Source organism: Pseudomonas sp. RIT778 (assembly GCF_019718735.1).
Classification (GTDB): Bacteria; Pseudomonadota; Gammaproteobacteria; order Pseudomonadales; family Pseudomonadaceae; genus Aquipseudomonas; species Aquipseudomonas aphyarum.
On record NZ_JAIHBA010000016.1, the window covers coordinates 100,946 to 124,932 of the forward strand.

Sequence of the window (23,987 nt, forward strand, 5' to 3'; positions counted from 1 at the left end):
ATGATCCGTGAAATCCTGAAGATGGGCGACGAACGCCTGCTGCGCATCGCTCCGCCAGTGCCCGCCGAAATGCTCGACAGCCCGGAACTGTGGCAACTGATCGACGACATGTTCCAGACCATGGAAAGCGTCGGCGGCGTCGGCCTGGCCGCGCCGCAGATCGGCGTTGATCTGCAACTGGTGATCTTCGGCTTCGAGCACAGCGAGCGTTACCCGGACGCCGAAGCGGTGCCGCAGACGATCCTGATCAACCCGCTGATCACGCCGCTCAGCCCGCTGATGGAAGAGGGCTTCGAAGGTTGCCTGTCGGTGCCCGGCCTGCGGGGCGCGGTGGATCGCTACCAGCAGATCCGCTACGAAGGCGTCGACCCCAAGGGCGAGCCGATTGTGCGTGTGGCCTCGGGGTTCCATGCGCGGGTGGTGCAGCATGAGTGCGATCACCTGATTGGGCGCCTGTACCCGTCGCGCATTACCGATTTCAGCAAGTTCGGTTTCACCGAGGTGATGTTTCCGGACCTCGATCCCAACGCTGACGACTGAACCTGTGGGAGCGAGCTTGCTCGCGATAGCGCAATGTCAGTCAATTTATTCGCAGCTGATGGACCGCATTCGCGAGCAAGCTCGCTCCCACAGGGGATCACCGGCGTTCAAAAAGCTCCATGGCAATCATCGGTTTGCTCCGCGCATAACGGCTCAAGCGCTCGGCCATCGCCTGGGGCAGGGCGGGGTCGAAGGTGAATCCGCGTCGCTCGTAGAAACCACGCAAGTCCGGGTGGCAGAACAACCACACCGGCGCCTCGACGCTCTTCACCGCTTCGGCAATCAACTGCGCAGCGATGCCTTGCTCTCGGCACGCCGGATCAACAAACAGCCCGGTCAGCCAATGCCCGCCGAACACCGGCCGCAGACACAATGCCGCCACGATTTCCTCCCGCCGCGCCACCCACAATTGCGCCTCGCGCACCGCTTTCATTGACGATTGATGCTGGCGGTAGAACTTGTTCATCAGGGGCCAGGACAGGTCGTCGAGCTGGCTGAAACGGATGTCGGTCATGAATCGGACTGCCGGTGCAAAAGCCGCGGATTATAAAACAACGTGCCCGCCGGGATAGGTGTATACCTGATCTCACATCCCCTCTGATTGGAGTACGCATCATGTCCAAAGGTATGGATTCGAAGAAAGCCGCGAAGAAGAAACCGGCCAAGACCGCCATCGAGAAACGCCACGAAAAAAGGGCGAAGAAAGTCGATATTTTTGGCCATTAATCACGCCGTTCGGGAGCCCGGATTCGGGCTCCCGCCTTGTCCTTGAAATCAGCGTCCTTGAAAACCCCGCAAAAATAATCTGCAAGATTTCCCGTTGGTGTTGCACAGAACGATCAGACCTTCGTTCCGAGCCACGCCATGCCCCATTATTTCGACGATGCCCATCGCCAACAGATCGAAACCCTGCGCCAGCGCTTCACCGCCCGCACCGAGTGGCCGACCTGGCTGCTGCTGATCGGCGTGTACGGCGGCTGGTTCGCGATTGTGCTGGGCAGCGAACGGCTCGGCGTCTGGTGGAGCACGCTGCTGCTGATTCCGTTGCTGGTGCTGTGGCTGTCGGTGCAGCACGAATTACTCCACGGTCATCCGACGCGCTGGACCTTCGTCAACAAAGTCCTCGGCTATGCGCCATTCGCGGTGTGGTATCCGTACACGCTCTATCGCGACAGCCATTTGCAGCACCATCGCGACGAAGACCTGACGATTCCCGGCGTCGATCCCGAAAGCCGTTACCTGAGTGCCGAACGCTGGCAGAGCAGTTCGCTGTTCGAGCGTAGCCTGCACTGGCTGAACAAGACCGTATTGGGCCGCTTCATTCTTGGCGCGCCGCTGGCGTTGCTGGCGCTGGCCGGTGAAGAGTTGCAACGTCTGAAAAACGGCGAGCGTCAGGCCTGGCTGATGTGGCTGACCCACGGCGCCCTGACCGTGCTGATGCTGTTTTTCATCGCCCGCTACAGCGTGTTGCCGATCTGGCATTACCTGTTTCTGATCAGCGTGCCGGCGCTGTCGATTGCGATGGTTCGCTCTTACTATGAACACCGGCCGCACACGCAACCGGAGCAGCGCACGGTGCTCAACGAAGCCGGATGGCCGTGGCGCTGGTTGTTCCTGAACCTGAATTTCCATCTGGTGCATCACGATTTGCCGAAGCTTTCGTGGTACGACTTGCCCGAGGCCTACCGCATGCGCCGGGAGCAATGGGTGGCGCGCAGCGGCGGATTTCTGGTGCAAGGTTATGGGCAATTGTGGCGCCAGCACGGCATCAAGCCGATCGACAGCCCGCAGCATCCGTTTATTTGAGGCCACCATGACGTCAGGTTACGCAGAGCTGTTGATGTACATCGCCCCCGAGCCGATCCGCGCGGCGAACGAGCAGTGGCTGGCGCGGATCCTCGAACACCTCGGCCGTTCGCGGCTCGATGCCGACGGCCTGTCGCTGCTCGAACTCTGGCGTTCGCCTGAGTTGCTGCTGACCCAGACCTGCGGCTATCCGTTGATGACCGCGCTGCGTGGGCAGGTCAGGATTGTCGGCCGTCCGCGCTACGAATTGCCCGACGCCAGCGCCGGTAACCATTGCAGCCTGATCCTTGCCCGCGCCGATGATCCGCGCCGCAGTCTGGCGGAGTTCTTCGACAGCCACGGGGTGATCAACAGCGAAGATTCCAACAGCGGCATGAACCTGTTTCGTCAGCGTCTGGCCCCATTGCACCGGGACGGTCAGTTTTTCGCTTCGGTCGGCATCAGTGGCGGTCACCGCGAGAGCCTGCGCTGGTTGCGCGAAGACCGCGCCGATCTGGCGGCCGTCGACAGCGTGACCTTTGCGTACCTGGCGCAGTACGCCGCCGTAGAGGTCAGCGGGTTGCGGGTTGTGGCGCGCAGTGCGTTCAGCCCGACCTTGCCCTTTATCACCGCAGCCGGCACGACGGACGAGCAGATTGAACACCTGCGCCGGGCCATGAACCGCAGCCTTCAAGACTTGCCGGACGTGGCCCGCATCCTCGGTTTGCCCGAGGTCCTGCCCGTCAGCGAAAGCGATTACCTCGTCCTGCTGGATTATCAGCGTGAGGCCGAAGAGCTGGGTTATGGCCGCTTACGTTAGTGGTTTCTAGTAATTCACTAATGGAATATAAAAATTCTTTTTAAGTATTTTTAACGCATAAGGCACCTTGCTAGGATCGCGCCACCGGACGACCGGACATTCAGCGACCCTTTACCAAGGAGCCCCCATGTCCGGCGCCGACTCATCCCATCGCAATCATGTGAACACGTTGTTTCGCGACCACTACCAGTGGTTGTGCACACGTCTGCGTCGGCAATCGAATGATGCGGCCACGGCCGAAGACATCGCCGCCGAAACCTTCGCGCAACTGCTCGAAGCGCCGGGCCTGACCGCCATCCGCGAACCCCGCGCCTTGCTCACCACCATCGCCCAACGCTTGCTCTACGAGCGCTGGCGGCGGGGCGATCTGGAGCGTCGGCATCTGCACCAACTGCAACAAAGTGACCTCGATCACGCGCCGTCTCCCGAAGAACTCGCTGACCTGTCGCAGAGCCTCAAGCATCTGGACCGCACGCTCCAGCGCCTGCCGGGCAAGGTGCGCTCGACCTTTCTGCTGGCGCGCCTCGACGGCCTGACCTACCCGCAAATCGCTGCCGAACTGGGCATCTCCCAGCGTTCGGTGAGCCTGTACATGACCCGTTCCCAGGCCCTGTGCAACCGCCATAGCGCCAACCAAACCCTGATTTCCTCCCAGAACAAGAGGTCCGCATGAGATCGATCAAAACCCTGCTCGGCAGTTCGCTGCTGGCCCTGACCCTGACTGCCGGCCACGTTGTGGCAGCGGAAAAAGCCGCGCCGATCCACTTCGGCGACATCACCTGGGAAAGCGGCAGTTTCATCACCGAAGTGCTGCGTCTGATCGTCGAAAAAGGCTACGGCTACCCGACCGATACGCTGCCGGGTAGCACCGTCAGCCTGGAAGCAGCGCTGGCGAAAAACGATATTCAGGTGATCGGCGAAGAGTGGGCCGGGCGCAGTCCGGCGTGGGTCAAGGCTGCCGCCGAGGGCAAAGTGTTCGGCCTCGGTGACACCGTGAAGGGCGCGACCGAAGGCTGGTGGGTGCCGGAGTACGTGATCAAGGGCGACCCCGAGCGCGGGATCAAACCGCTGGCACCGGAGCTTAAATCGGTGGCCGACCTGCCGCGCTACAAGGATGTGTTCAAGGATCCGGAAGACCCAAGCCGCGGGCGGTTCCTCAACAGCCCGACCGGCTGGACTTCGGAAATCGTCAACAGCCAGAAGCTCAAGGCCTATGCGCTGAACGACAGCTTCGTCAACTTCCGCACCGGCTCCGGCGCGGCGCTGGATGCCGAGGTGGCGTCGTCGATCAAGCGCGGCAAACCGGTGCTGTTCTACTACTGGTCGCCGACGCCGCTGCTCGGTCGCTTCAAACTGGTGAAACTGGAGGAGCCGCCGTTCGATGCCGAAGCCTGGAAAACCCTGGCCGACGCCAACAATCCCAATCCGAAAGGCACCCGCTCGATGCCGGCGAGCCTGGCGATTGGCGTGTCGGCGCCGTTCAAGGCGCAGTACCCGGACCTGGTGACGTTCTTTGAGAAAGTCGATTTGCCGATCGATCTGCTGAACCAGACCCTGGCCGGGATGAGCGAGAAGCGCCAGCAACCACGCCAGGTCGCCGAAGCGTTCCTGCGCGATCAGCCACAAGTGTGGAAGCCTTGGGTACCGGGTGATGTGGCAAATAAGGTGAGCGGGAGTCTGTAGTTCTTTTCTGATATTTGTGTCGTTTCAAAAGTTGCCATTGCGAGTCGGTCGCAATGGCAACCAACACCCCCGCCGCTGAACCGTTTCTCGTCCGCTTCCTGTCCGAACTCCCGCATTACTGGCCGACTAGTGGCCTTGCGCAAGGCTTTGCGCTGTCTATGCTCATTCATAACTAACTATGTCGAACGCCATCCAATGGGCTTCGACCGCTAGCGGTTACCGATCTCAAAGCTGCCAGAGTGCGCAATCCAAGGCACCGACACTTGACCGACAAGGAGCTGTTTTTTAAATGGAAGTTCTTCTGCATGTTAGGAATGGCCCGCCCGCGGGCTATCAAGAGAAGGATGTCTTGATTAGAGCGTCGCTGCATGGACTCTTTGATTAATCATCGTTTATCACCTGACAACTTCCTCCTGTGGAGGAATGCGTGTGCCTGTTCTGTGGAACGTAGTGGTGGATTCTGAAAGACCTGAACTTTCATCAAATCAAAGAACCGCGCGGAAGGTGATAGAGACATGTTCAACCTACATCACAAGGCTGACCTGCAGGAAATCGAACGCTTCAGTTGTGCCCTGACCGAAGCCAACGCCAAGTTGGCGGCTATCAGCCGTTCGATGGCAATGATCGAATTCACCCCCGAAGGCACCGTTCTGGATGCCAATGAGAACTTCTGCAAGACCATGGGCTACAGCGCCGAAGAAGTGCGTGGCAAACATCACCGGGTCTTTTGTGAAGAGGAGTTTTATCGCAGCGAGGAATACGCCAAGTTGTGGCGTGACCTGGCCCGGGGCGAACCCATCAGCGGTACTTTCCTGCGCTTGAACAAAAGCGGTCGGGAGATCTGGCTCGAAGCCAGTTACATGCCGGTGTATGGCCCGGACAAACAAGTCCGCAGTGTGATCAAAGTGGCGGCAGACATCACCGCGCGCGTGAACAAGGAAAAGGAAGAAGAAAGCATGCTCGCTGCCATCGGCCGGTCGATGGCAGTGATCGAGTTCACTCCGGAAGGCAATGTGATCACGGCCAACGACAACTTCCTCAAGACCATGCAGTACTCGCTCAACGAAATCGTCGGCCATCACCACAGTCTGTTCTGTCACCGGGTCGAAGCCGAATCCGCGCAATACAAGGCGTTCTGGGCTTCGCTCAATCGCGGCGAATATCACTCGCACCGCTTCGAGCGCAAGAACAAGTCCGGACAGACCGTTTACCTCGAAGCCTCGTACAACCCGCTGTTCGACGCCAAGGGCCGGCTGTACAAAGTGGTGAAGTTCGCCAGTGACATCACTCACCAGATGACCACGCTGCAGACCGCTGCGGAATCGGCCCACAGCACCTCGGTACAAAACGACGCCTGCGCGCAAAAAGGCTCACAGGTCGTGCAGCAAACGGTGCAGATCATTCAGGACATTTCCCGCGACCTCAACGAAGCGGCGCTGAGCATCGATGCGGTCAGCAAACAGTCGGACATCATCGGCACCATCGTTCAGACCATTCGCGGAATTGCCGACCAGACCAACCTGCTGGCGCTCAACGCGGCCATCGAGGCGGCGCGGGCGGGTGAGCACGGGCGTGGTTTTGCGGTGGTGGCGGACGAAGTGCGCAGCCTCGCGGCACGGACCAGTCAGGCGACTCTGGAGATCGTCGATGTGGTGCGCAAAAACCATGAGCTGTCATTGAGCGCCGTGTCGAGCATGCAGTCGAGCCTGAGCCGCACCGGGCTCGGGGTGGAACTGGCGAACGAGGCGGGCGACGCGATCCGGGAGATTCAGCAGGGCTCGCGGCATGTGGTGGATGCGATCAGTCAGTTCAACGAGACGTTGCAGTTGAATTGACAATTTCACGGCTGAAAAAAGGATCCCCGTGGGGATCCTTTTTTATTGCGCCACTTTTCAGATCGAGGCGAATCAGAGCGAAGCGAGGAACTTGTCTGCCGACTCGTCGCTGATCTTCGCCGATTCGGCGTCTTGCTTGTTCTGCTTCTCCGCTTCGGCCAGCTTCATCTTGTCCTGCAGTCGCTCGGCGATCTCTTTGCCAATGGCCAGTTGTTTCTCCGGCGGCATGGCTTTGATGTCGTCCTCGGTCAGGCCCATTTCCTGAAGGATACTGTCGCGCAGACGCTGTTCCGGCGTTTTGCTCATGTAGTCCTTGAACTCGTCCAGCGCCGATGAACCTGAGGATTTGGTCGGCGAAGTATCGGAGGTTTGCAGGGCGACGCGGGTCTTGGCGAATGCTTCGTCGACGTTGTCGCTGATGCGCGTGGCTTCGTTGACCTGCTGGGTCGCCAGTTGGGTGGCCGATTCCTGCACTTTGGCGGTGGCTTCGGCGGTTTGCGCCTGGGCCTGGTTTTGCAGGGTCTGCAGCATCGCGCCGTGCAGTCCGCCTTGCAGGCCGGCCGCTGCGGTGGCGGTTGCATCGTCATTCAGCTGCTTGGGCAGGTGGATGATTTGCTGTTGTTTTGCACTGACCAACATGATGAGTGAACCTGTAGGTAATGACTGTCAGTCCTAGGCAGCAATTACCGTGCCTATCGAGTAAGTCCTTTTATTTCAATGGTTTGTGTTCTTAAGTGAACGGCCAAAGCGGTCATCCCTTGCCGGGGGCGGCAGAGGATGACCGTTGTCCGTCAGCGATGAGCGATGTTTTCCAGCGCCAGGTTTCGGGTGCGGGGGCCGAAATAGCCGATGGTCAGCATCACGATCAACATGCTGGCGACGATGAACGCCAATACACCCGGCGTGCCGAAGTGATCGAGGAACAAACCGATCAACAGGCTGCTGAACACGGTCGACAAGCGACTGAACGAGTAACAGAAGCCCACCGCCCGGGCGCGGATGTTGGTGGGGAACAGTTCGCTCTGATAGGAGTGGTAACTGAAGCTCAGCCAGGCGTTGCAGAAGGTGATCATCACACCGCAGAAGATCAGGCCGAAGGCGCTGGTCTGCAACGCGAAGAGGGTGCCGAAGGTCATGGCGCCGAGGGCCAAGCCGACGATCTGCCACTTGTTCTCGAAACGGTTGGCGAATTTGACGAACAGCAACGGCCCGAGCGGGTAGGCGAGGGTGATGATGAACGCGTACATCAGGCTGTGAGTGACGCTGACGCCTTGACCGGAAAGCAGCGCCGGCAGCCAGTTGCCGAAGCCGAAGAATCCGATGGCCTGGAAGATGTGGAAGACGATCAGCATCAGCGCGCGGCGGCGGTACGGCGGTTGCCAGATATCGGCGAAACGGCCCTTGCCTTCGACGTCGACGGCTACCGCTTCCGGTGCGTCCAGTGGCTGGCGGTGATCTTTTTCGCAGCGCGCCTCGATGTTATCGAGAATCCGGTTTGCCTCATCGAAACGGCCATGCTGGGCCAGCCAGCGCGGCGACTCCGGCAGACGTTTGCGCAGCCACCAGATGAACAGCGCAAACACCGCGCTCGCCAACACCACCCAACGCCAGCCGGACACCCCGAACGGCGCCTGCGGCACCACCCACCAGGACATCAGCGCCACCGCCGGCACCGACAGGAACTGCACGAAAAACGCGAAGGCAAACGCCGAACTGCGCATGCGTTTGGGCACCAGTTCCGAGAGGTAGGCGTCGATGGTCACCAGCTCGATGCCGAGGCCGATGCCCACCAGAAAACGCATGCAGATGATCCCCAGCGCCGAACTCTGCACGCCCATCAGCACCGTGGCCACGGTGTACCAGATCAGCGCAAAGGTGAAGATTGCACGCCGCCCGAAACGATCCGCCATCGGGCTCAGCAGGCTGGCGCCGAGAAATAAACCGAGGAACGTCGCCGAGGCGAATGCGGCCTGATCGGAGAAACCGAACACGCCCTGATTGCCGGTGGCGGCGAAGATGCCGTCGCGGATCAGGCCGGGACTGATATAGGCGGTCTGGAACAGGTCGTACAGTTCGAAGAAACCACCGATCGACAACAGCGCCACCAGCCGCCAGATCGTGGCGACTGCCGGGAGGCGGTCGATGCGGGCGGAAATCTCGGCGGCGCGTATCGGGTCGATGCCGTCGCGTTGCGCGGCGGGGGCGTGTGCAGTCATGGGCTGATCCATTTTTTATTGATGGAAAAGCTTAGCCTGCTATCGGAAATCAAGGATTGTTTATATCGGCGGTTGGCGCGGGAAAACCGCCGATTTCTTGCAATATCCGCTTACCAATTAACGATTTATGTCGCGGGCTGCGGATCCGGCAATGCCGAGGCCGGAAGGCCGAACACCTTATCGAACAGCCAGTTGAACGCGAAGGTGTAGCAAGGGATGAACACGATCAGCGCCAGATCCAGCAAAAAGGCCTGCACCAGACTGATGTTCATCCACCACGCGATCAGCGGAATCAGGAACACGATCAGCGTCAGCTGGAACCCGACGGCGTGGGCGATACGCCGTTTCACCGTGCGGGTTCGCGACACCTGGCGGCTTTCCCAGCGCTCGAACAGCGAGGTGTAGATGAAGTTCCAGGTCACGGCGATGGTGGTGATGATCACCGCCAGCGGGCCGGTGCTGCCGGGCGAAGTGCCGGACAACAGGGCCAGGCCGAGGGCCGAGAAGGTCATGCCGATCACTTCATAGAGCGACACATAGACCAGTTTGCGTTTGACGCCTTGCATGGGGAATTGCCTCTTTCTTGCGACTTTTGGCCAGTGGGGCTGGCGAAGGCGACGAAAGATAGCTTCAATAGAGGTGACAGAAAAAGTCAGTAGCTTTCAGTTTTATTGATAGGTGTGAGAAGTGAATTTCAACAGCGAAAGCATCGAGCTGTTTCTCGCGGTGATCGAACGCGGCTCGTTTTCTGCCGCGGCCAGGGCATTGGGCAAAGTCCCGTCGGCGGTGAGCATGGCCATCGGCAATCTCGAGGCCGATCTCGGTTACTCGCTGTTTGATCGCAGCCATCGCGAACCCCAACCCACGGCGATGGCATTGTCGCTGGTGCCCCATGCGCGGTTGATCGCCGATCAGCTCAAGCAATTGCAGGTGCATGCGGTGCAGTTGTCGCTGGGGCTGGAGAGCAAGTTGTCGATTGGTGTAGCGGCGGATATCGATCGCCGACGGTTGCTGACGGCGATCAAGGACCTCAGCGAGCGCCATCCGCTGCTCGACATCGAAGTGCTGACTGCGCCGCAGGATGATGTGCTGGCGATGCTCCACAGCGGTCGGATCAGCGTGTGCCTGGCGTTCGCCGGGTTGAGCGTGAATGTGCTGGAGCGTTTTCAGTTCGTCGGCAGTGAACGGATGATCGCCACGCTGGCGGCGGACAGCCCGTTGTTGCAGGGGCAGGATCTGTTTCTCGAGGATCTGGTGCATGTGCGGCAGATCGTGGTCGGCAGTCGCGACTTGCCGATCAGCGAAACCCGGCCGCTGGTGGCCGAATCCCACTGGCGCACCGATAACCTGGAAACAGCGCTGGAAATGGTCGAGGCGGGATTGGGCTGGGGCAATTTTCCGCTGTCGGTGGTGCAGCCGTGGCTTGATAGCGGTCGGCTGAAGCGACTGAATTTTCGCAACATCGAAAACGGCCTGGTGCTGCCGGTGCACGCGGTGTGGCTCAAGAGCCAGCCGCTGCAGAAGGGGGCGCTTGCGCTAGTGGAGTTGCTTGGAAAGTGATCGTTCCCACGCTCCGCGTGGGAATGCAGCCCGGGACGCTCCGCGTCCCTTCCAGAGCCGAACGCGGAGCGTCCGTTGAGGCATTCCCACGCAGAGCGTGGGAACGATCAAACAGGGGGCTCAGGGATCAGGTGCTCTCGCGAATCTTCAGTTCGAAGCCCATGTCCTCGACCGGACGCGCCACGCTGTTGCCGGCCATCAGCGTCAGCATCTGCTCCGCCGCACGTTTGCCGATCGCTTCGCGGGGCGTGTTGATGCTGCTCAGGCGCGGCACCATGTGTTCCGACATCGGCAGGTCGTTGAAGCCGAGGATCGCCACTTGCTCGGGGATCTTGATCCCGTTGCGCAGCGCTTCGAGCAGGGCGCCCTGGGCCAGGTCGTCATTGCCGAAGAAGATCGCATCGACATCCGGATGCGCCGCCAGCAGTTGCAGGAACAACTCGCCGCCCAGGCCCACGGACGATGAGCGCGGGGTCAACACTTCCAGATCCGGGTCGTAACGGCCGGCCTTCTGCAACGCTTTGCGAAAGCCTTCACCGCGCAGCAGGGTGCGCTGATCGAGCTGCGCGCCGATGTACGCCAGACGCTTGCGGCCACGGGACAGCAAGTGCTCGGCAGCCGTTTCGCCGGCGCTGAGCTGCGAGAAACCGACGCAGTTCACCCCGGCGGCGCTGTCCAGCTCCATCATGTAGACGCAGGGAATGTTGCTGGCCTCGATCATCCGCCGCGAACTTTCGGTGCGGTCGAAGCCGGTCAGCAGCAAACCGCGTGGCTGATAGGCCATGTAGTTGCGCAGCAGGTTTTCTTCTTCATCGCGGGAATAGTGGAAGTTGCCGATCAGCACTTCGAAGCCTTTGGGCGTCAGTACCCGATGAATGGCTTCCAGGGTGTCGATGAATAAAAGGTTGGACAGCGAAGGCACCAGAACCACCACCGAATGGCTCTGGGCCGAGGCCAGGGCGCGGGCGGCGGGGTTGACCACATAGTTGAGTTCCAGCGCGGCTTTCTGCACTTTTTCCACCAATTCAGTGGCAACCGTGCTGACCCCACGCAGGGCGCGGGAGGCGGTAATCGGGCTGACGCCGGCCAGACGGGCGACTTCATTAAGGGTGGGACGGCCGGTGGTGCGGGTGTTTTTATCGTTTTTAGGGGTGGTCATCGGGCGGCTTGCCAAACAAAAATCAAGGCACTAAGGTAGCGCTGTCCTTATGCAGCTGCAAATGCGTGAGCGAGGTCCTGCCTGATCCTCGCTTTTTGGCGTCGGGAACAAACCTGCTGCAACCCAAAAAAACGACAAGAAGGCGTCGGCAACTTCTGCCTGTGCACTAGAGTCATAGCTAGCAAAGGTAGCGCTGTCTGCGCGCTGAGGTGTTACATGAATCATCCCATCACCGCCCTGGTCATCATGGGCGTTGCCGGTTGCGGCAAGACGTGCGTCAGCGAGGCCCTGTGCCAATTGAGCGGCGCCACTGCCATTGAAGGCGATACTTTCCATCCGGCCGCGAACATCGAAAAGATGAGCGCGGGGATCCCCCTGAACGACGAAGACCGTGCCGGCTGGCTCGACAGCCTGTGCGACGAACTGCGTCGCGTCGATGCCCTGGGCGAACGCCCGGTGCTGACCTGCTCGGCCCTCAAGCACATTTATCGTGAACGTCTGCGCAGCGCCTTGCCGGGCCTGGGCTTCGTGTTTCTCGAACTAACGCCGGAAGTTGCCGCCGAACGCGTGTCCCACCGTCCGGGCCATTTCATGCCGGCGACCTTGATCGAAAGCCAGTTCGCCACCCTCGAATCGCCCAAGGGCGAGCCGTTGACCCTGGCCCTGAATGCTTCGATCCACAGCGTTGAAGAGCTCGCATCGCAAGCTCACGTCTGGTGGCAGGCCCACGGCCTGAAACAGGCGGTATGAGTGTGATTGCGAAGATAGCGCTGTCCTTTCGACTTCTGATTAACCCGCTTTAATAACAACAACAAACCAGGAGACACCCCCAATGTTTGGCATGTCCCATGACGCCTACCTGCTGCTCGATGCAGTGGTCACGGTGATCGGACTCATCGTCCTGATCACCAAATTCAAGATTCACCCCTTCATTGCCCTGACCATCGCTGCCGCGTTCCTCGGCCTGACGTCCGGCATGCCGATCGGCACCATCATCAAGGCGTTCCAGGACGGCTTCGGTGGCGTGCTCGGTTTCGTCGGCATCATCCTCGCGCTGGGTACGATGCTCGGCAAGATGATGGCCGAATCCGGCGGTGCCGATCAGATCGCCCAGACCCTGATCCGCGCCTTCGGCAAGGACAAGGTCCAGTGGGCGATGATGTTCGCCGCGTTCCTGGTGGGCATTCCGCTGTTCTTCGAAATCGGCTTCGTGCTGCTGATTCCGCTGGTGTTCATCGTGGCTCGCCGCACCGGTGTGTCGATCATCAAGATCGGTATCCCGCTGCTCGCCGGCCTGTCCGCCGTGCACGGTCTGGTGCCGCCGCACCCGGGCCCGCTGCTGGCCATCGGCGTGTTCGGTGCCGACATCGGCAAGACCATTCTGTACGGCCTGATCGTCGCGCTGCCGACCGCCATCATCGCCGGCCCGATCTTCGGTACGTTCATTGCCAAGCACATTCCCGGTACGCCGAATCAAGAATTGGTCGATCAACTGGCCCGTGAGTCGGACTCGCAGGAGCTGCCAAGCTTCGGCATCACCCTGGTCACCGTGCTGCTGCCGGTGTTCCTGATGCTGCTGAAAACCTTCGCTGACGTGGCGCTGCCGGACGGTCATTTCTTCCGCACATGGATGGACATGATCGGTCACCCAATCTCGGCGCTGCTGCTGGCATTGCTGCTGTCGCTGTACACCTTCGGCTACAAGCAGGGCATCGGTTCTCAGCAGATGCTCAAATGGCTCGACGCGAGCCTGGCGCCGACTGCCGCGATCATCCTGATCATCGGTGCCGGCGGTGGCTTCAAGCAGATGCTGGTAACCAGCGGCGTGGGCGACGTGATCGGCCACATGGCGGTCAGCGCGCAAATCTCGCCGATCCTGTTGGCGTGGCTGGTGGCGGCGGTGATCCGTATCGCGACCGGTTCGGCCACCGTGGCGACCATCACGGGCGCGGGCATTGTGGTGCCGGTGGTCGGGATGATTCCGGGCGTGAACCGTGAGCTGCTGGTGCTGGCCACCGGTGCCGGCTCGCTGATCCTGTCCCACGTCAACGACGCTGGTTTCTGGCTGGTGAAGCAGTACTTCAACATGACCGTGGCCGAGACCTTCAAGACCTGGACAGCGATGGAAACCATCCTGTCCGTGGTTGGTTTGGGCTTTATTCTGTTGTTGTCGCTGTTCGTTTAACCTCGAACGCCAGACACAAAAAAACCGCAGCGATGCGGTTTTTTTGTGCCTAGATCGTTCCCACGCTCCGCGTGGGAATGCAGCCCGGGACGCTCTGCGTCCCAAAGCGGACGCGGAGCGTCCATTGAGGCATTCCCACGCAGACGGTTCGACGCCTCGACGTGGGAACGATCATCACCTCAGGATTTGGTCACGAGGCCATCCGCCCGGAACATCCCGCGAATCCCGCGTACTGCCTGACGAATCCGGTCCTGGTTTTCGATCAGCGCGAAGCGCACGTGATCGTCGCCGTACTCGCCAAAACCGACACCCGGCGAGACGCAGACCTTGGCCTCGGCCAGCAGTTTCTTGGCGAATTCCAGCGAACCGAGGTGCGCATAGGCTTCGGGAATCTTCGCCCAGACGTACATCGAGGCTTTCGGATTTTCGACCATCCAGCCCAGTTCATGCAGGCCTTTGACCAGCACATTTCGGCGCTGGCGATATTGCTCGGCGATGTCGCGCACGCATTGCTGATCACCTTCCAGCGCAGCAATCGCGGCCACCTGCAGCGGGGTGAACGTGCCGTAGTCGTGGTAGCTCTTGATCCGCGCCAGCGCGCTGACCAGTTCCGGGTTGCCGACCATGAAACCGATGCGCCAGCCCGCCATGTTGTAGCTCTTGGACAGGGTAAAAAACTCTACCGCGATGTCCTTGGCGCCTGGCACCTGCATGATCGACGGGGCTTTCCAGCCGTCGTAGACGATGTCGGCGTAAGCCAGGTCGTGCACCACCAGTACGTCGTACTGTTTGGCGAGGGCGATCACCCGCTCGAAGAAATCCAGCTCCACGCACTGCGCGGTCGGGTTGGACGGGAAGCCCAGAATCATCATCTTCGGTTTCGGAATCGAGCCACGAATCGCCCGTTCCAGCTCGGCGAAGAAGTCCACGCCCGGCACCAGCGGCACCGACCGCACTTGGGCGCCGGCAATCACGGCCCCGTAGATGTGAATCGGGTAGCTCGGGTTCGGCACCAGCACGGTGTCGCCCTGATCCAGGGTCGCTAGCATCAGGTGCGCCAGGCCTTCTTTGGAACCGATGGTGACGATGGCTTCGCTTTCCGGGTCGATCTCGACCTCGTAGCGTTCCTTGTACCAGTTGGAAATCGCCCGGCGCAGGCGCGGAATGCCCTTGGACGTGGAGTAACCGTGGGTGTCTTCGCGTTGGGCAACCTGCACCAGTTTTTCAACGATGTGCGGCGGCGTGGCGCCGTCGGGATTGCCCATGCTCAAGTCGATGATGTCTTCGCCACGACGTCGGGCGGCCATCTTCAGCTCGGCAGTAATGTTGAAAACGTAAGGGGGGAGTCGATCTATGCGCGCAAAGCGGCGCGGCGAACCTTGTTCAGCCATTGTTGCCTCGGATAACGTAAGCGCCCGGAACCGTCCGAGCGACGCTGGTCACTGCGGTGACCTGTGGCGGACGATAAGGTCAGCGATGGCATACTGTCCAGAGCCTTTGTAAACAAATTTTTCCCAAGGAAATCGGTTGATGGAATTTACCAGCGGCTTCTTGCTGAGCCTTTCGCTGTGCCTGGATATCGGCGTGGCCAACATCGCGATGATCACCCTGGCGATGCAACGCGGCTATTTTCAAGGCTTCGCGCTGGGCCTCGGCACCTGCGTCGGCGACCTGATCTACGCGGTGCTGGCGCTGGCCGGGATGACCGTTCTGCTGCAATACGAAACCGTGCGCTGGGTGCTGTGGATCGGCGGTTCGGCGCTGCTGATCTACTTCGCGGCGAAGATGATCTATTCGGCGATCCACCACGAGGCGCAACTGGCGGCGACCGCCGAGGTCGGCCAGAACTCCCATCGCAAGGAATTCTTCCGTGGGATTTTTCTCGCCATGTCGTCGCCGAGCGCCATTCTCTGGTTCGCGGCAGTGGGCGGCACGTTGATCGCCCGTTCCGGTGGCGGCGGTCCTTTGAGCTCGGCGCTGTTCCTCGGTGGCTTCCTGTGCGCCGGGCTGTTGTGGTCGGCGGGGCTGTGCTTCGCCGCGAGCCATGGCGGCAAGTTGCTGGGCGACAAACTGCTGCGCTATTCCTGCATGGCATCTGCAGCGATCTTTTGCTATTTCGCGGTATACGTGATCGTATCCGGTTATAACGAGTTCGTCGGTTCGGGCGCCGCCGAGGCCCTGCATACGCTGTAAATGTGCGAATCGGGTTTGGCTTCTATACTCCCAGCCGAACCCACTTTTTTCGTTCAAGGAGTCGAGTCATGGATGAGCAAAAACGCGTCGAAGTGGCTGAACCTCGCTTCGAACATGGACACTTCCTGCTGATTGCAGGATTTCGCGATCGCTTCACTCAAGAGACCGTTCAGGACATCCCTGCGCTGTGGGAAAAACTGATCCCGCACATCGGAAATATTCCGGGGCAGAAGGGTGAAGTGACCTACGGTGTCTGCAGCAATTTCGACGGCAACGGCGGTTTCGATTACATGGCCGGGGTCGAAATCCGCAAGCTGGACGACTTCCCGCAGGAAAAGTATCCGTGGATCGAAGTCCTGCCGCGCCAGTACGCGGTGTTCGAACACAAGGGTTCGCTGGATCAGCTGCCGCAGACCATCGATTACATCTACAACACCTGGCTGCCGGCGTCCGACTACAAAGGGCTCAACGCCCCGGAGCTGGAACGCTACAGCGCGGATTTCAACCCGAAGCTCAATACCGGCAAGCTGGAAATCTGCGTCCCGGTCGAAAAGAAAACCTGATTGGCAACCGGCAGCGCGAACCCGCTTCGCGCTGCCGGTCGGGCCTTACTTGCCCTTGATTCGTCGTGCCCGCAACAGGTCGATGCCCAGGGTAATGAAGCCGAAGAAGCTGATGCCCAACACCATCAACAAACCGATCTCAACGCTGCTCATAAACGATTCCCTCCTCGGGTGATCAGAGACAGGCGTCAGAAATAGACCGTCCCGAATCCGAAGAAAAGCGCTTATACGCAGGCTTTACGCCGCCCGTGCGGATCGATATGAACACCTTATTCCTTTATCCTTGGCGGCCTTGTTTCCACTGATTTCGAGCTGCCATGAACACCTTCATCCGCCACGTTACCGCCGCCGACCTGGATCGCTGCTACGCCATCGAAACCCTCGCCTATGAGGGCGACGAGGCCGCGACCCGCGAAAAGATCGCCACGCGCATTGCCACCTGGCCGGACGGTTTCATCGTCGCCGAGGTGGACGGGCAGGTGGCCGGGTTCATCAACTCCGGTGCGGCGTTTGACGTGCAGATGTCCGACGAGGCGTTCAAGGAACTGATCGGCCACGACCCTGCCGGGCCGAACGTGGTGATCATGTCGGTAGTGGTGCACCCGGATTATCAGGGGCAGGGCCTGGCGAAACGCTTGATGGCCGAATTCATCGAACGCATGCGCGGGATGGACAAGGCGACGATTCATTTGATGTGCAAGGAAAAACATATTCCGCTGTATGCCGGGTTTGGCTTCGCCTACATCAAACCCTCGGAGTCCGACCACGGCGGCATGGCGTGGCACGAGATGATCCTGACGCTGTAACCGCGTTGATCGTTCCCACGCTCCGCGTGGGAATGCAGCCCGGGACGCTCTGCGTTCCTGCCGCACCACTGATGCAACGCCTGGCACCGTCGTGACGCAGAGCGTCAAAGTCTGCATTCCCACGCAGACGGTTCGACGCCTCGACGTGGGAACGATCGGTGGGCGGTGTCAGTAAAGGGTGTCACGCACTCGCGCAGGGGCCTCGCGATCATAGGCCTCGGCATCGAACTGACCTTCGTTCAGACGCTTGTGAAACGCGCCCGCCGTCGGCAGCGCCGAGCGCGGCAAGTGGGTTTCAGGGTTCCACGCATCCGAACGCACAAACGCTTTCGAGCAATGAAAGAACGCCGCCTCCACCGTCACCAGCAGCACCGTGCGCGCCGGTTTGCCGTTGACCGCAAAGCTTTCCAGCAAGTCGGGATCAGCGCTGATGGTTGCCGTGCCGTTGACCCGCAACGTCTCGCCAATCCCCGGAATGATGAACAGCAGCGACACCCGCGGATCGTGCAGCACGTTGCGCAAGGTATCGATGCGGTTGTTGCCCGGCCGATCCGGCAGGGCCAGGGTGCGCTCGTCAATGATCCGCACAAACCCCGGCGCGTCGCCGCGCGGTGAACCGTCGATGCCGTCGGCACCCACCGAGCTGACAATCACCAGCGGCGAGACCCGGACCATCGCCTGATAGTCCTCGTTGAGAAAGCCGATCTGCTTGCGCACCGCCCGTTCGTGGGGCAAGCCGTAGATGGCTTCCAGCGCTTCGATTGAATCGATCATCGTTGCTCCCTCGACGATTAGAAGAACAGCCCCATGCGCCGCTCGTATCCAATGCGGCCCTTGTAGGCTTCGCCGCTGTCGACGAAACCGTACTTGGCGTACAGCGCAATCGCGGCGTCATTGTCGGCGTCCACCGACAGTTCCAGCCCTTTGATCTCCGGCCAAGCCTGACGCGCAACTTCCGGCAACGCCAGCAGGCAGGCCCTGCCGTAACCCTTGCCCTGGGCGCGGTGATCGACCTGCAACGCATGCAGGGTGGCGCTGTGTTCATCGGCCCATTCCGGCAACACGGGCGGGCGCTTGAGCAGCAGAAAGGCCACCGGCACGTCTTCGGCCAGCAGCGCAAAACCTTTCACGCCGGGGCCGGGTTTCGACAGCAGCGTGTGCAGGGCGCCGTGGATGTCGCCGGAGAACTTGATCTGCTCGGCGTGGATTTCAATGGCCTCGACCTGTTGGCGTTGGGTGGCGTTCAGGCTTTCGTAAGGCACGAGTCGAGCTGACACGGGAATTTCCTTTTTCCTACAAAGATGAGCCTCGGATTCTAGCGAGTTTGTCTTCTCCGGAATTTTTTTGTTTCAACTGTCGATCCGGCAAATCGCCGAACGACTAAGGGTGTCTTCACAACAAAAACCAGGGAGAAACCCCATGAGTACGCAAGCGCAGATTCAAACCCTGATCGACACCTACCGCGAGGCGGTGATGACCAAGGACGTGGAAAAAGTCATGGCCCTGTACGCCGACGACATCGTTTCCTTCGATGCGATCAAGGCCCTGCAATTCAAGGGCAAACCGGCCTACCGTGCGCACTGGGTGGATTGCATGGAAATGTGCCCCGGCCCGCACATTTTCGAATTCCATGAAATCGCCATCGAGACCGCCGACAACATCGCTTTCGCCCACTGGGTCGCCAACTGCGGCGGGACCAATGAAAAAGGCGAAACCCAGAGTTGCTGGATGCGCGTCACCGCGTGCTACCGGCAGATCGGCGGGGCGTGGAAGATCGCCCACGAACACTGGTCAGCACCGTTCGACCCGATGAGCGGCGCGACCCTGTTCGATGTGAAACCCTGATCTTCAGCCATAGTTGATCCGTCCGATTCAGGAGAACGCCATGAAGTATTTATGCCTGGTCTACAGCGATGAGCGCCTGCTGCATTCGTCGCCCGACAGCCCGGAAGATGCCGAGTGCTGGGCCTACGCCGAGTCGATCCAGGGCAGCGGCCGGATGGTCGCCGCCGAAGCGCTGGAGTCGGTGCAGACCGCCACCACGGTGCGCATGCGCAACGGCAAGCTGTCGATCACCGACGGCCCGTTCGCCGAGACCAAGGAACAGCTGGCCGGTTTCTACCTGATCGACGCGCGGGACCTCAACGAAGCGATCCAGGTCGCCGGCAACATTCCGGCGGCCCGGGTCGGCAGCGTCGAAGTGCGTCCCGTGCGCCAGTTGAATGTCTGAGGTCAGGACGCGGGTCGAGCAGGTCTATCGCGAAGACTCGCGGCGGATCCTCGCGACCCTGATTCGCCTGCTCGGCGATTTCGACCTCGCCGAAGAAGCCTTGCACGAGGCGTTCTTCGTCGCGGTCGAGCGCTGGCAGCGCGACGGCGTGCCGGACAATCCGCGGACCTGGCTGGTGTCCACCGGGCGCTTCAAGGCGATCGACGTGTTGCGTCGCCGCGCGCGGTTCAAGGCCTCGCAGCCGTTATTGCTGGCGCAACTGGAAGAACTGGAACAGTCCGAATGGGACGCCGAAGACGTGGAAGACGATCGCCTGCGCCTGATCTTCACCTGCTGCCACCCGGCACTGGCGGCGGACGCGCAAGTGCCGCTGACGTTGCGTGAAGTCTGCGATCTCACCACCGAGGAAATCGCCCGGGCATTCCTCTCGGCCCCGGCGGCGATTGCCCAGCGCATCGTGCGGGCCAAGGCGAAGATTCGTGACGCGAAAATCCCTTATCAAGTCCCGGCCCTCAGCGAATTGCCTGAACGCCTCGATAGCGTGTTGCGGGTGATTTATCTGGTGTTCAACGAAGGCTATTCGGCATCCGGCGGCGCCCAGGTTACCCGCGAGGATTTGACCCGCGAGGCGATTCGTCTCGGGCGATTGCTGCTGGAGTTGTTGCCGGACCCTGAAGTCATGGGGCTTCTGGCGTTGATGCTGCTGCATGAATCGCGGCGCTCGGCGCGGTCGACGCCGGATGGAGAACTGATTCTGCTGGATGATCAGAATCGCGGATTGTGGAATGCCGAGCTGATTGCCGAAGGCTGCGATCTGGTGGAAAAAGCGCTGACCACGGGACGCTTCGGGCCTTACTGCCTGCAAGCGGCGATTGCGGCGGTGCACGCCGAGGCGCCCACGGCAGGGGAGACGGACTGGGCGCAGATCGTCGGGCTGTATGACGTGTTGCTGCGGGCGGTGCCGTCGCCGGTGATCGAGTTGAACCGGGCGGTGGCGGTGGCCAAACGTGATGGGGCGTTGGCGGGGTTGACCCTGGTTGAAGGGATTCTGGGGCGCGGGGATTTGCAGGATTACCACTTGGCGCATTCGGCGCGGGCGGAATTTTGTCGGCAGTTGGGGCGGGTGGAGGATGCTAGGGCGGCTTATTCGCGGGCGCTGGAGTTGACGCGGCAGGAGCCGGAGCGGCGGTTTATTGAAGGGCGGCTTAGGGCATTGGACTGATCCGAAAGGATCGTTGGCAATATTGGCCTCTTCGCGGGCAAGCCCGCTCCCACATTTGATCGCATTCCAATTGTGGGAGCGGGCTTGCCCGCGAAGAGGCCGTTAAGGTCTGTAACAATGGATCAGGCCTGCTGCCGCGTAGTAGCCATCACAATCTCCCGAATACAAACCCCCTGCGGCTGCCCATACGCATAAGCAATCGCCGTCGCCACATCCTCGGCACTTAACACCGTGCCACCCATGTCCTGCTTCCACGCCTGATACCCGGTCTTGATCGCCTCATCCGTGGTATGGCTCAACAACTCGGTCTCCACCGCACCCGGCGCAATCGTGGTCACCCGCACGTTATGCGGCGACAACTCTTCACGCAGGTTCTCGGACAATCCATGCACCGCAAACTTGGTGCCGACATACGCCACATGGTTCGGGAAGGTCTTGCGCCCGGCCACCGAGCTGACGTTGATGATGGTGCCGTGCTTGCGCTCGATCATCCCCGCGACCACCGCGTGCACGCCGTTGAGCAGACCTTTCACGTTGACGTCGAGCATCTGGTCCCACTGTGCCGGATCCTGTTTGCTCATCTCGCCCAGCAGCATCACCCCGGCGTTGTTGATCAGCGCATCGGCCGGACCGAACTGTGCTTCCGCTTCGGCCACAGCGGCCAGCAATGCGGCGCGGTCGGTGATGTCGACGCGGCGGCTGAGGGTGTTTGGCAGGGCCAGTGCTTCAAGCCGTTCGATGCGCCGGGCCAGCAACAACAACGGATGGCCAGCAGCGCTCAAGCGGCGGGCGGTGGCTTCGCCGATGCCCGAGCTGGCGCCGGTGATGATGATCAATGGCTTGCTCATGGTTGAACTCCTGAGATAAGAAAAACAAATAACCAGATTCGTGACGCAGTATATTTAGCCCGCTGGAGGCTGAAAAATGCCTTATTCCTCTGTCTGCTATCGGAATCTCCTATGGATATCCGCCATCTCAAAGCTTTCCTCGCCGTTTTCGAGGAACGCAACATCACCGCTGCCGCGCAACGGCTGTTCATCAGTCAGCCCACGCTGTCGGTGACCATCAAACAGCTGGAAGAAGAACTCGGCGCGACGCTGTTCGTGCGTCAACCCCGTGGCGTGGAAGTCAGCGACGAAGCGCGTCTTCTGTACCCGCAGGCACGGCGGATGGTGGCCGAGTCCGAGGCGCTGAGCCGGATGTTTCGTGGCCGCGAAAATCGCGCGCCACTGACCCTCGGCATCGAGGGCGATATCGCCGCCAGCCACATCGAAGCCTTTGTGCGCATGGCCCATCAGGCGTTGCCCAATCTGCTGCTGACCCTCGAGGAAGGCTGTCACGGCGATGGGCGATTGGCGGTCGAGGAAATGTGCTGCGAGGACGAACTGTTCCTGCCGCTGTGGGAAGAGTCCTATGTGATGGCGCTGCCCCTCGATCACCCGATGGCCAACGCGCAGGCCGGCTGGGCGCCGATCGAGGACTGGATCACCTGCCCGCAACATCCTTCGCATCAGCGTTTGATGGCGCTGTACGGACGCTCGCCGGAAGCGGTGGCGGGACATGCCGGTTCACTGCAACAGGCGTTGCATATGGTGGCGGCGGGTGTCGGTGTGGCGATGTTGCCGCAGTCGTTGGTGAGCGGGCATGAGCGCATCGTCGTGCGCGCGCTGCACCTGCCGGCGCCGACCCGGCGGGTGGGATTGTGCTATGCAGCGCAAGCGCTGGAGTTGCCGACAATGCGCGGGTTGCACGAGTATTTTCAGGTGAACCGCCCGGTAGCTATCGAGGCGGCCTGAGCTATTCCAGCATCTTGCTCAGCAACCAGCTCCCCGCCGGCCCTGGCGGGTACAGCCGCGACCACAGCGCATCGACGAACACCGGTTTCGGCCAGCCGCGCACTTTCAGCTCCACCAGCAAGTCATTGCCGAAACGCTCCACCAGCCAGCGCGGCAGCGGCGCCCAGCCAAAACCTTTTTCAGCCATTTCCAGCAGCATCAGATAACTCGGCGCCGACCACACCCGACCTTTACCGCGACTGTCATAGGGATTGACGATGGTGGCCAGGCGCAGCTCGCGATGCTGTTCAAGGACTGTTTGATCGATGGAATCCTGCGTCGCCAGCGGATGCCCACGACCCACAAACAAGGCGATTTCCGTGCGCTCGGCGACGGTCGCGGTCGCCAGATCCGGCGGGTAGTTGTCCTGCATTTCGGCAAACGCCAGATGCGCTCGACCGCGCTGTACCAGTTCGACCAAGTCATCGCATTCGGCGATCAGGCATTCCAGTTCCAGATCCGGATAACGCTGCTCGAAGCCCACCAGCGCCGCCTCGAAACGGTCGGACTGATAGGTGTCGGAAATCGCCACCGTGAGTTTCGGCTCAACACCTTGGGCCAATTGCCGGGCGGTCATTTCCAGACGGCTGGTGGCCGACAGAATCGCCTCGGCCCGTTGCAGCATCACGTGCCCGGCCGGGGTCAGCGTCGGTTTGCGGCTGCTGCGGTCGAACAGCACCAGATCCAGATCGATCTCAAGACTCGCCACCGCCGCACTCACCGTCGACTGACTGCGCCCGAGTTTGCGCGCTGCCGCTGAAAACGAGCCTTGAGTCGCCGCCTGTACAAACGCGAGCAACACTTCCTGAGACGCCATGAACTATCGCCTTGATCGATGGTTATTGGTTATGAAGTATCGGTGGGGTGCTGGATCATGGCAACCATCTTCACAGAGGACTTCGGCCATGACTGCCAACAAATCCATCACTGAACGTATCTTCCAGGCCATCGGTTTCGAACTGCTGGCGATACTGATCTGTACCCCGTTGCTGGCGTGGATCATGGGCAAACCGCTGGTCGAAATGGGCGCTGTCACTATCGCCATCGCGATGCTTGCCCTGGGCTGGAACGTGGTGTTCAACGGCTTCTTCGACCGAATGCTCAAGCGCTGGAACATCGCCCACAACGCCTGGGTGCGAGTGGCGCACGCGTTGCTGTTCGAGGGCGGGTTGATCGTGATGGGCGTGCCGCTGATTGCCTGGTGGCTGTCGGTCAGCCTGTGGCAGGCGTTCCTGCTCGACATCGGCGTGCTGCTGTTCTTCCTGCCGTACACCTACGTCTACCACTGGGGTTATGACGTGGTGCGCGAGCGGCTGGTGATGCGCAGCGTTTGCCAGAACTGAAAGCAAAAAATC

The 23,987-nt window shown here is 60.7% G+C and carries 26 protein-coding genes and 2 pseudogenes; 18 read left to right on the plus strand and 10 right to left on the minus strand.

The window, feature by feature from the left end; genetic code table 11:
- Positions 1–540 carry a peptide deformylase gene (def, locus tag K5E37_RS12510; RefSeq protein WP_007951144.1) on the plus strand — a complete coding sequence of 180 codons (540 nt, stop codon included), beginning with the start codon at positions 1–3 and terminating at the stop codon, positions 538–540.
- A gap of 97 nt (positions 541–637) precedes the next feature.
- Here the strand turns inward: def and K5E37_RS12515 are convergent, their stop codons facing one another.
- Entirely contained in the window at positions 638–1,054 is a 417-nt protein-coding gene (locus K5E37_RS12515; RefSeq protein ID WP_221533974.1) for a GNAT family N-acetyltransferase, read from the minus strand.
- 350 nt (positions 1,055–1,404) lie between these two features.
- On the opposite strand from K5E37_RS12515, the gene K5E37_RS12520 reads away from it, so the two are divergent.
- From K5E37_RS12520 to K5E37_RS29685, 6 genes and pseudogenes are all read left to right on the plus strand, one after another.
- Entirely contained in the window at positions 1,405–2,346 is a 942-nt protein-coding gene (locus tag K5E37_RS12520) for a fatty acid desaturase (RefSeq protein WP_221533975.1), read from the plus strand.
- 7 nt (positions 2,347–2,353) lie between these two features.
- Positions 2,354–3,145 carry a phosphate/phosphite/phosphonate ABC transporter substrate-binding protein gene (locus tag K5E37_RS12525; protein WP_085606549.1) on the plus strand — a complete coding sequence of 264 codons (792 nt, stop codon included), beginning with the start codon at positions 2,354–2,356 and terminating at the stop codon, positions 3,143–3,145.
- A gap of 127 nt (positions 3,146–3,272) precedes the next feature.
- On the plus strand, positions 3,273–3,818 hold the full coding sequence (locus tag K5E37_RS12530) for a sigma-70 family RNA polymerase sigma factor (protein ID WP_221533976.1): 546 nt from the start codon (positions 3,273–3,275) through the stop codon (positions 3,816–3,818).
- Positions 3,815–4,828, plus strand: a complete 1,014-nt coding sequence (locus K5E37_RS12535) for an ABC transporter substrate-binding protein (RefSeq protein WP_127799512.1) — start codon at positions 3,815–3,817, stop codon at positions 4,826–4,828. Before K5E37_RS12530 ends, K5E37_RS12535 begins: the two co-directional genes overlap by 4 nt.
- 515 nt (positions 4,829–5,343) lie before the next feature.
- Positions 5,344–6,114, plus strand: a pseudogene (locus K5E37_RS29680) (PAS domain-containing protein); the annotation flags it as partial.
- A 120-nt stretch (positions 6,115–6,234) separates the two neighbouring features.
- Positions 6,235–6,663: pseudogene (locus K5E37_RS29685) on the plus strand (methyl-accepting chemotaxis protein); the annotation flags it as partial.
- 72 nt (positions 6,664–6,735) lie between these two features.
- Here K5E37_RS29685 and K5E37_RS12545 read toward each other — a convergent pair.
- From K5E37_RS12545 to K5E37_RS12555, 3 genes are all read right to left on the minus strand, one after another.
- Positions 6,736–7,302: a hypothetical protein gene (locus tag K5E37_RS12545; RefSeq protein WP_221533978.1), complete on the minus strand. Its 567-nt coding sequence runs from the start codon at positions 7,300–7,302 to the stop codon at positions 6,736–6,738.
- A gap of 152 nt (positions 7,303–7,454) precedes the next feature.
- Positions 7,455–8,879, minus strand: coding sequence for an MFS transporter (locus K5E37_RS12550; RefSeq protein WP_221533979.1), 1,425 nt, complete (start codon positions 8,877–8,879; stop codon positions 7,455–7,457).
- Positions 8,880–9,004: 125 nt separating this feature from the next.
- On the minus strand, positions 9,005–9,445 hold the full coding sequence (locus K5E37_RS12555) for a PACE efflux transporter (protein ID WP_064598890.1): 441 nt from the start codon (positions 9,443–9,445) through the stop codon (positions 9,005–9,007).
- Positions 9,446–9,566: 121 nt separating this feature from the next.
- On the opposite strand from K5E37_RS12555, the gene K5E37_RS12560 reads away from it, so the two are divergent.
- Entirely contained in the window at positions 9,567–10,439 is an 873-nt protein-coding gene (locus K5E37_RS12560; RefSeq protein ID WP_085606537.1) for a LysR family transcriptional regulator, read from the plus strand.
- A 127-nt stretch (positions 10,440–10,566) separates the two neighbouring features.
- Here K5E37_RS12560 and K5E37_RS12565 read toward each other — a convergent pair whose 3' ends face one another.
- Positions 10,567–11,598 carry a LacI family DNA-binding transcriptional regulator gene (locus tag K5E37_RS12565; RefSeq protein WP_007951123.1) on the minus strand — a complete coding sequence of 344 codons (1,032 nt, stop codon included), beginning with the start codon at positions 11,596–11,598 and terminating at the stop codon, positions 10,567–10,569.
- A 216-nt stretch (positions 11,599–11,814) separates the two neighbouring features.
- Here K5E37_RS12565 and K5E37_RS12570 point away from each other — a divergent pair, with 216 nt between their 5' ends.
- Positions 11,815–12,348 carry a gluconokinase gene (locus tag K5E37_RS12570; protein WP_007951121.1) on the plus strand — a complete coding sequence of 178 codons (534 nt, stop codon included), beginning with the start codon at positions 11,815–11,817 and terminating at the stop codon, positions 12,346–12,348.
- A gap of 82 nt (positions 12,349–12,430) precedes the next feature.
- On the plus strand, positions 12,431–13,783 hold the full coding sequence (locus K5E37_RS12575) for a GntP family permease (RefSeq protein ID WP_007951120.1): 1,353 nt from the start codon (positions 12,431–12,433) through the stop codon (positions 13,781–13,783).
- Between the two features lie 179 nt (positions 13,784–13,962).
- Here K5E37_RS12575 and alaC read toward each other — a convergent pair whose 3' ends face one another.
- Positions 13,963–15,174 (minus strand): alanine transaminase, encoded by a 1,212-nt coding sequence (alaC, locus tag K5E37_RS12580; RefSeq protein WP_085606535.1) that lies wholly within the window; start codon positions 15,172–15,174, stop codon positions 13,963–13,965.
- Positions 15,175–15,313: 139 nt separating this feature from the next.
- On the opposite strand from alaC, the gene K5E37_RS12585 reads away from it, so the two are divergent.
- From K5E37_RS12585 to K5E37_RS12595, 3 genes are all read left to right on the plus strand, one after another.
- Positions 15,314–15,976, plus strand: a complete 663-nt coding sequence (locus K5E37_RS12585) for a LysE family translocator (protein ID WP_221533980.1) — start codon at positions 15,314–15,316, stop codon at positions 15,974–15,976.
- A gap of 68 nt (positions 15,977–16,044) precedes the next feature.
- Positions 16,045–16,539, plus strand: a complete 495-nt coding sequence (locus tag K5E37_RS12590) for a GyrI-like domain-containing protein (RefSeq protein ID WP_221533981.1) — start codon at positions 16,045–16,047, stop codon at positions 16,537–16,539.
- Between the two features lie 317 nt (positions 16,540–16,856).
- Entirely contained in the window at positions 16,857–17,345 is a 489-nt protein-coding gene (locus K5E37_RS12595; RefSeq protein WP_085606531.1) for a GNAT family N-acetyltransferase, read from the plus strand.
- 168 nt (positions 17,346–17,513) lie between these two features.
- Here the strand turns inward: K5E37_RS12595 and K5E37_RS12600 are convergent, their stop codons facing one another.
- Positions 17,514–18,119: a pyridoxamine 5'-phosphate oxidase family protein gene (locus K5E37_RS12600; protein WP_221533982.1), complete on the minus strand. Its 606-nt coding sequence runs from the start codon at positions 18,117–18,119 to the stop codon at positions 17,514–17,516.
- Between the two features lie 17 nt (positions 18,120–18,136).
- Positions 18,137–18,622 (minus strand): N-acetyltransferase, encoded by a 486-nt coding sequence (locus tag K5E37_RS12605; RefSeq protein WP_007951110.1) that lies wholly within the window; start codon positions 18,620–18,622, stop codon positions 18,137–18,139.
- Positions 18,623–18,764: 142 nt separating this feature from the next.
- On the opposite strand from K5E37_RS12605, the gene K5E37_RS12610 reads away from it, so the two are divergent.
- From K5E37_RS12610 to K5E37_RS12620, 3 genes are read left to right on the plus strand one after another with little or no spacing between them, the layout of a single operon-like run.
- Positions 18,765–19,190, plus strand: a complete 426-nt coding sequence (locus K5E37_RS12610; RefSeq protein WP_007951109.1) for a nuclear transport factor 2 family protein — start codon at positions 18,765–18,767, stop codon at positions 19,188–19,190.
- A 40-nt stretch (positions 19,191–19,230) separates the two neighbouring features.
- Positions 19,231–19,575 (plus strand): YciI family protein, encoded by a 345-nt coding sequence (locus K5E37_RS12615; protein WP_007951101.1) that lies wholly within the window; start codon positions 19,231–19,233, stop codon positions 19,573–19,575.
- Entirely contained in the window at positions 19,568–20,797 is a 1,230-nt protein-coding gene (locus tag K5E37_RS12620) for an RNA polymerase sigma factor (RefSeq protein ID WP_221533983.1), read from the plus strand. Before K5E37_RS12615 ends, K5E37_RS12620 begins: the two co-directional genes overlap by 8 nt.
- Before the next feature lie 122 nt (positions 20,798–20,919).
- Here the strand turns inward: K5E37_RS12620 and K5E37_RS12625 are convergent, their stop codons facing one another.
- Positions 20,920–21,645 carry an SDR family oxidoreductase gene (locus K5E37_RS12625; RefSeq protein ID WP_221533984.1) on the minus strand — a complete coding sequence of 242 codons (726 nt, stop codon included), beginning with the start codon at positions 21,643–21,645 and terminating at the stop codon, positions 20,920–20,922.
- A 111-nt stretch (positions 21,646–21,756) separates the two neighbouring features.
- Between K5E37_RS12625 and K5E37_RS12630 the strand changes: the two genes are divergently transcribed.
- Positions 21,757–22,593, plus strand: coding sequence for a LysR family transcriptional regulator (locus K5E37_RS12630; protein ID WP_127799492.1), 837 nt, complete (start codon positions 21,757–21,759; stop codon positions 22,591–22,593).
- Position 22,594: 1 nt separating this feature from the next.
- Here K5E37_RS12630 and K5E37_RS12635 read toward each other — a convergent pair whose 3' ends face one another.
- Positions 22,595–23,449 carry a LysR family transcriptional regulator gene (locus K5E37_RS12635; protein WP_221533985.1) on the minus strand — a complete coding sequence of 285 codons (855 nt, stop codon included), beginning with the start codon at positions 23,447–23,449 and terminating at the stop codon, positions 22,595–22,597.
- An 88-nt stretch (positions 23,450–23,537) separates the two neighbouring features.
- On the opposite strand from K5E37_RS12635, the gene K5E37_RS12640 reads away from it, so the two are divergent.
- Entirely contained in the window at positions 23,538–23,975 is a 438-nt protein-coding gene (locus K5E37_RS12640; protein ID WP_103386039.1) for a multidrug/biocide efflux PACE transporter, read from the plus strand.
- Positions 23,976–23,987: the final 12 nt, after the last annotated feature.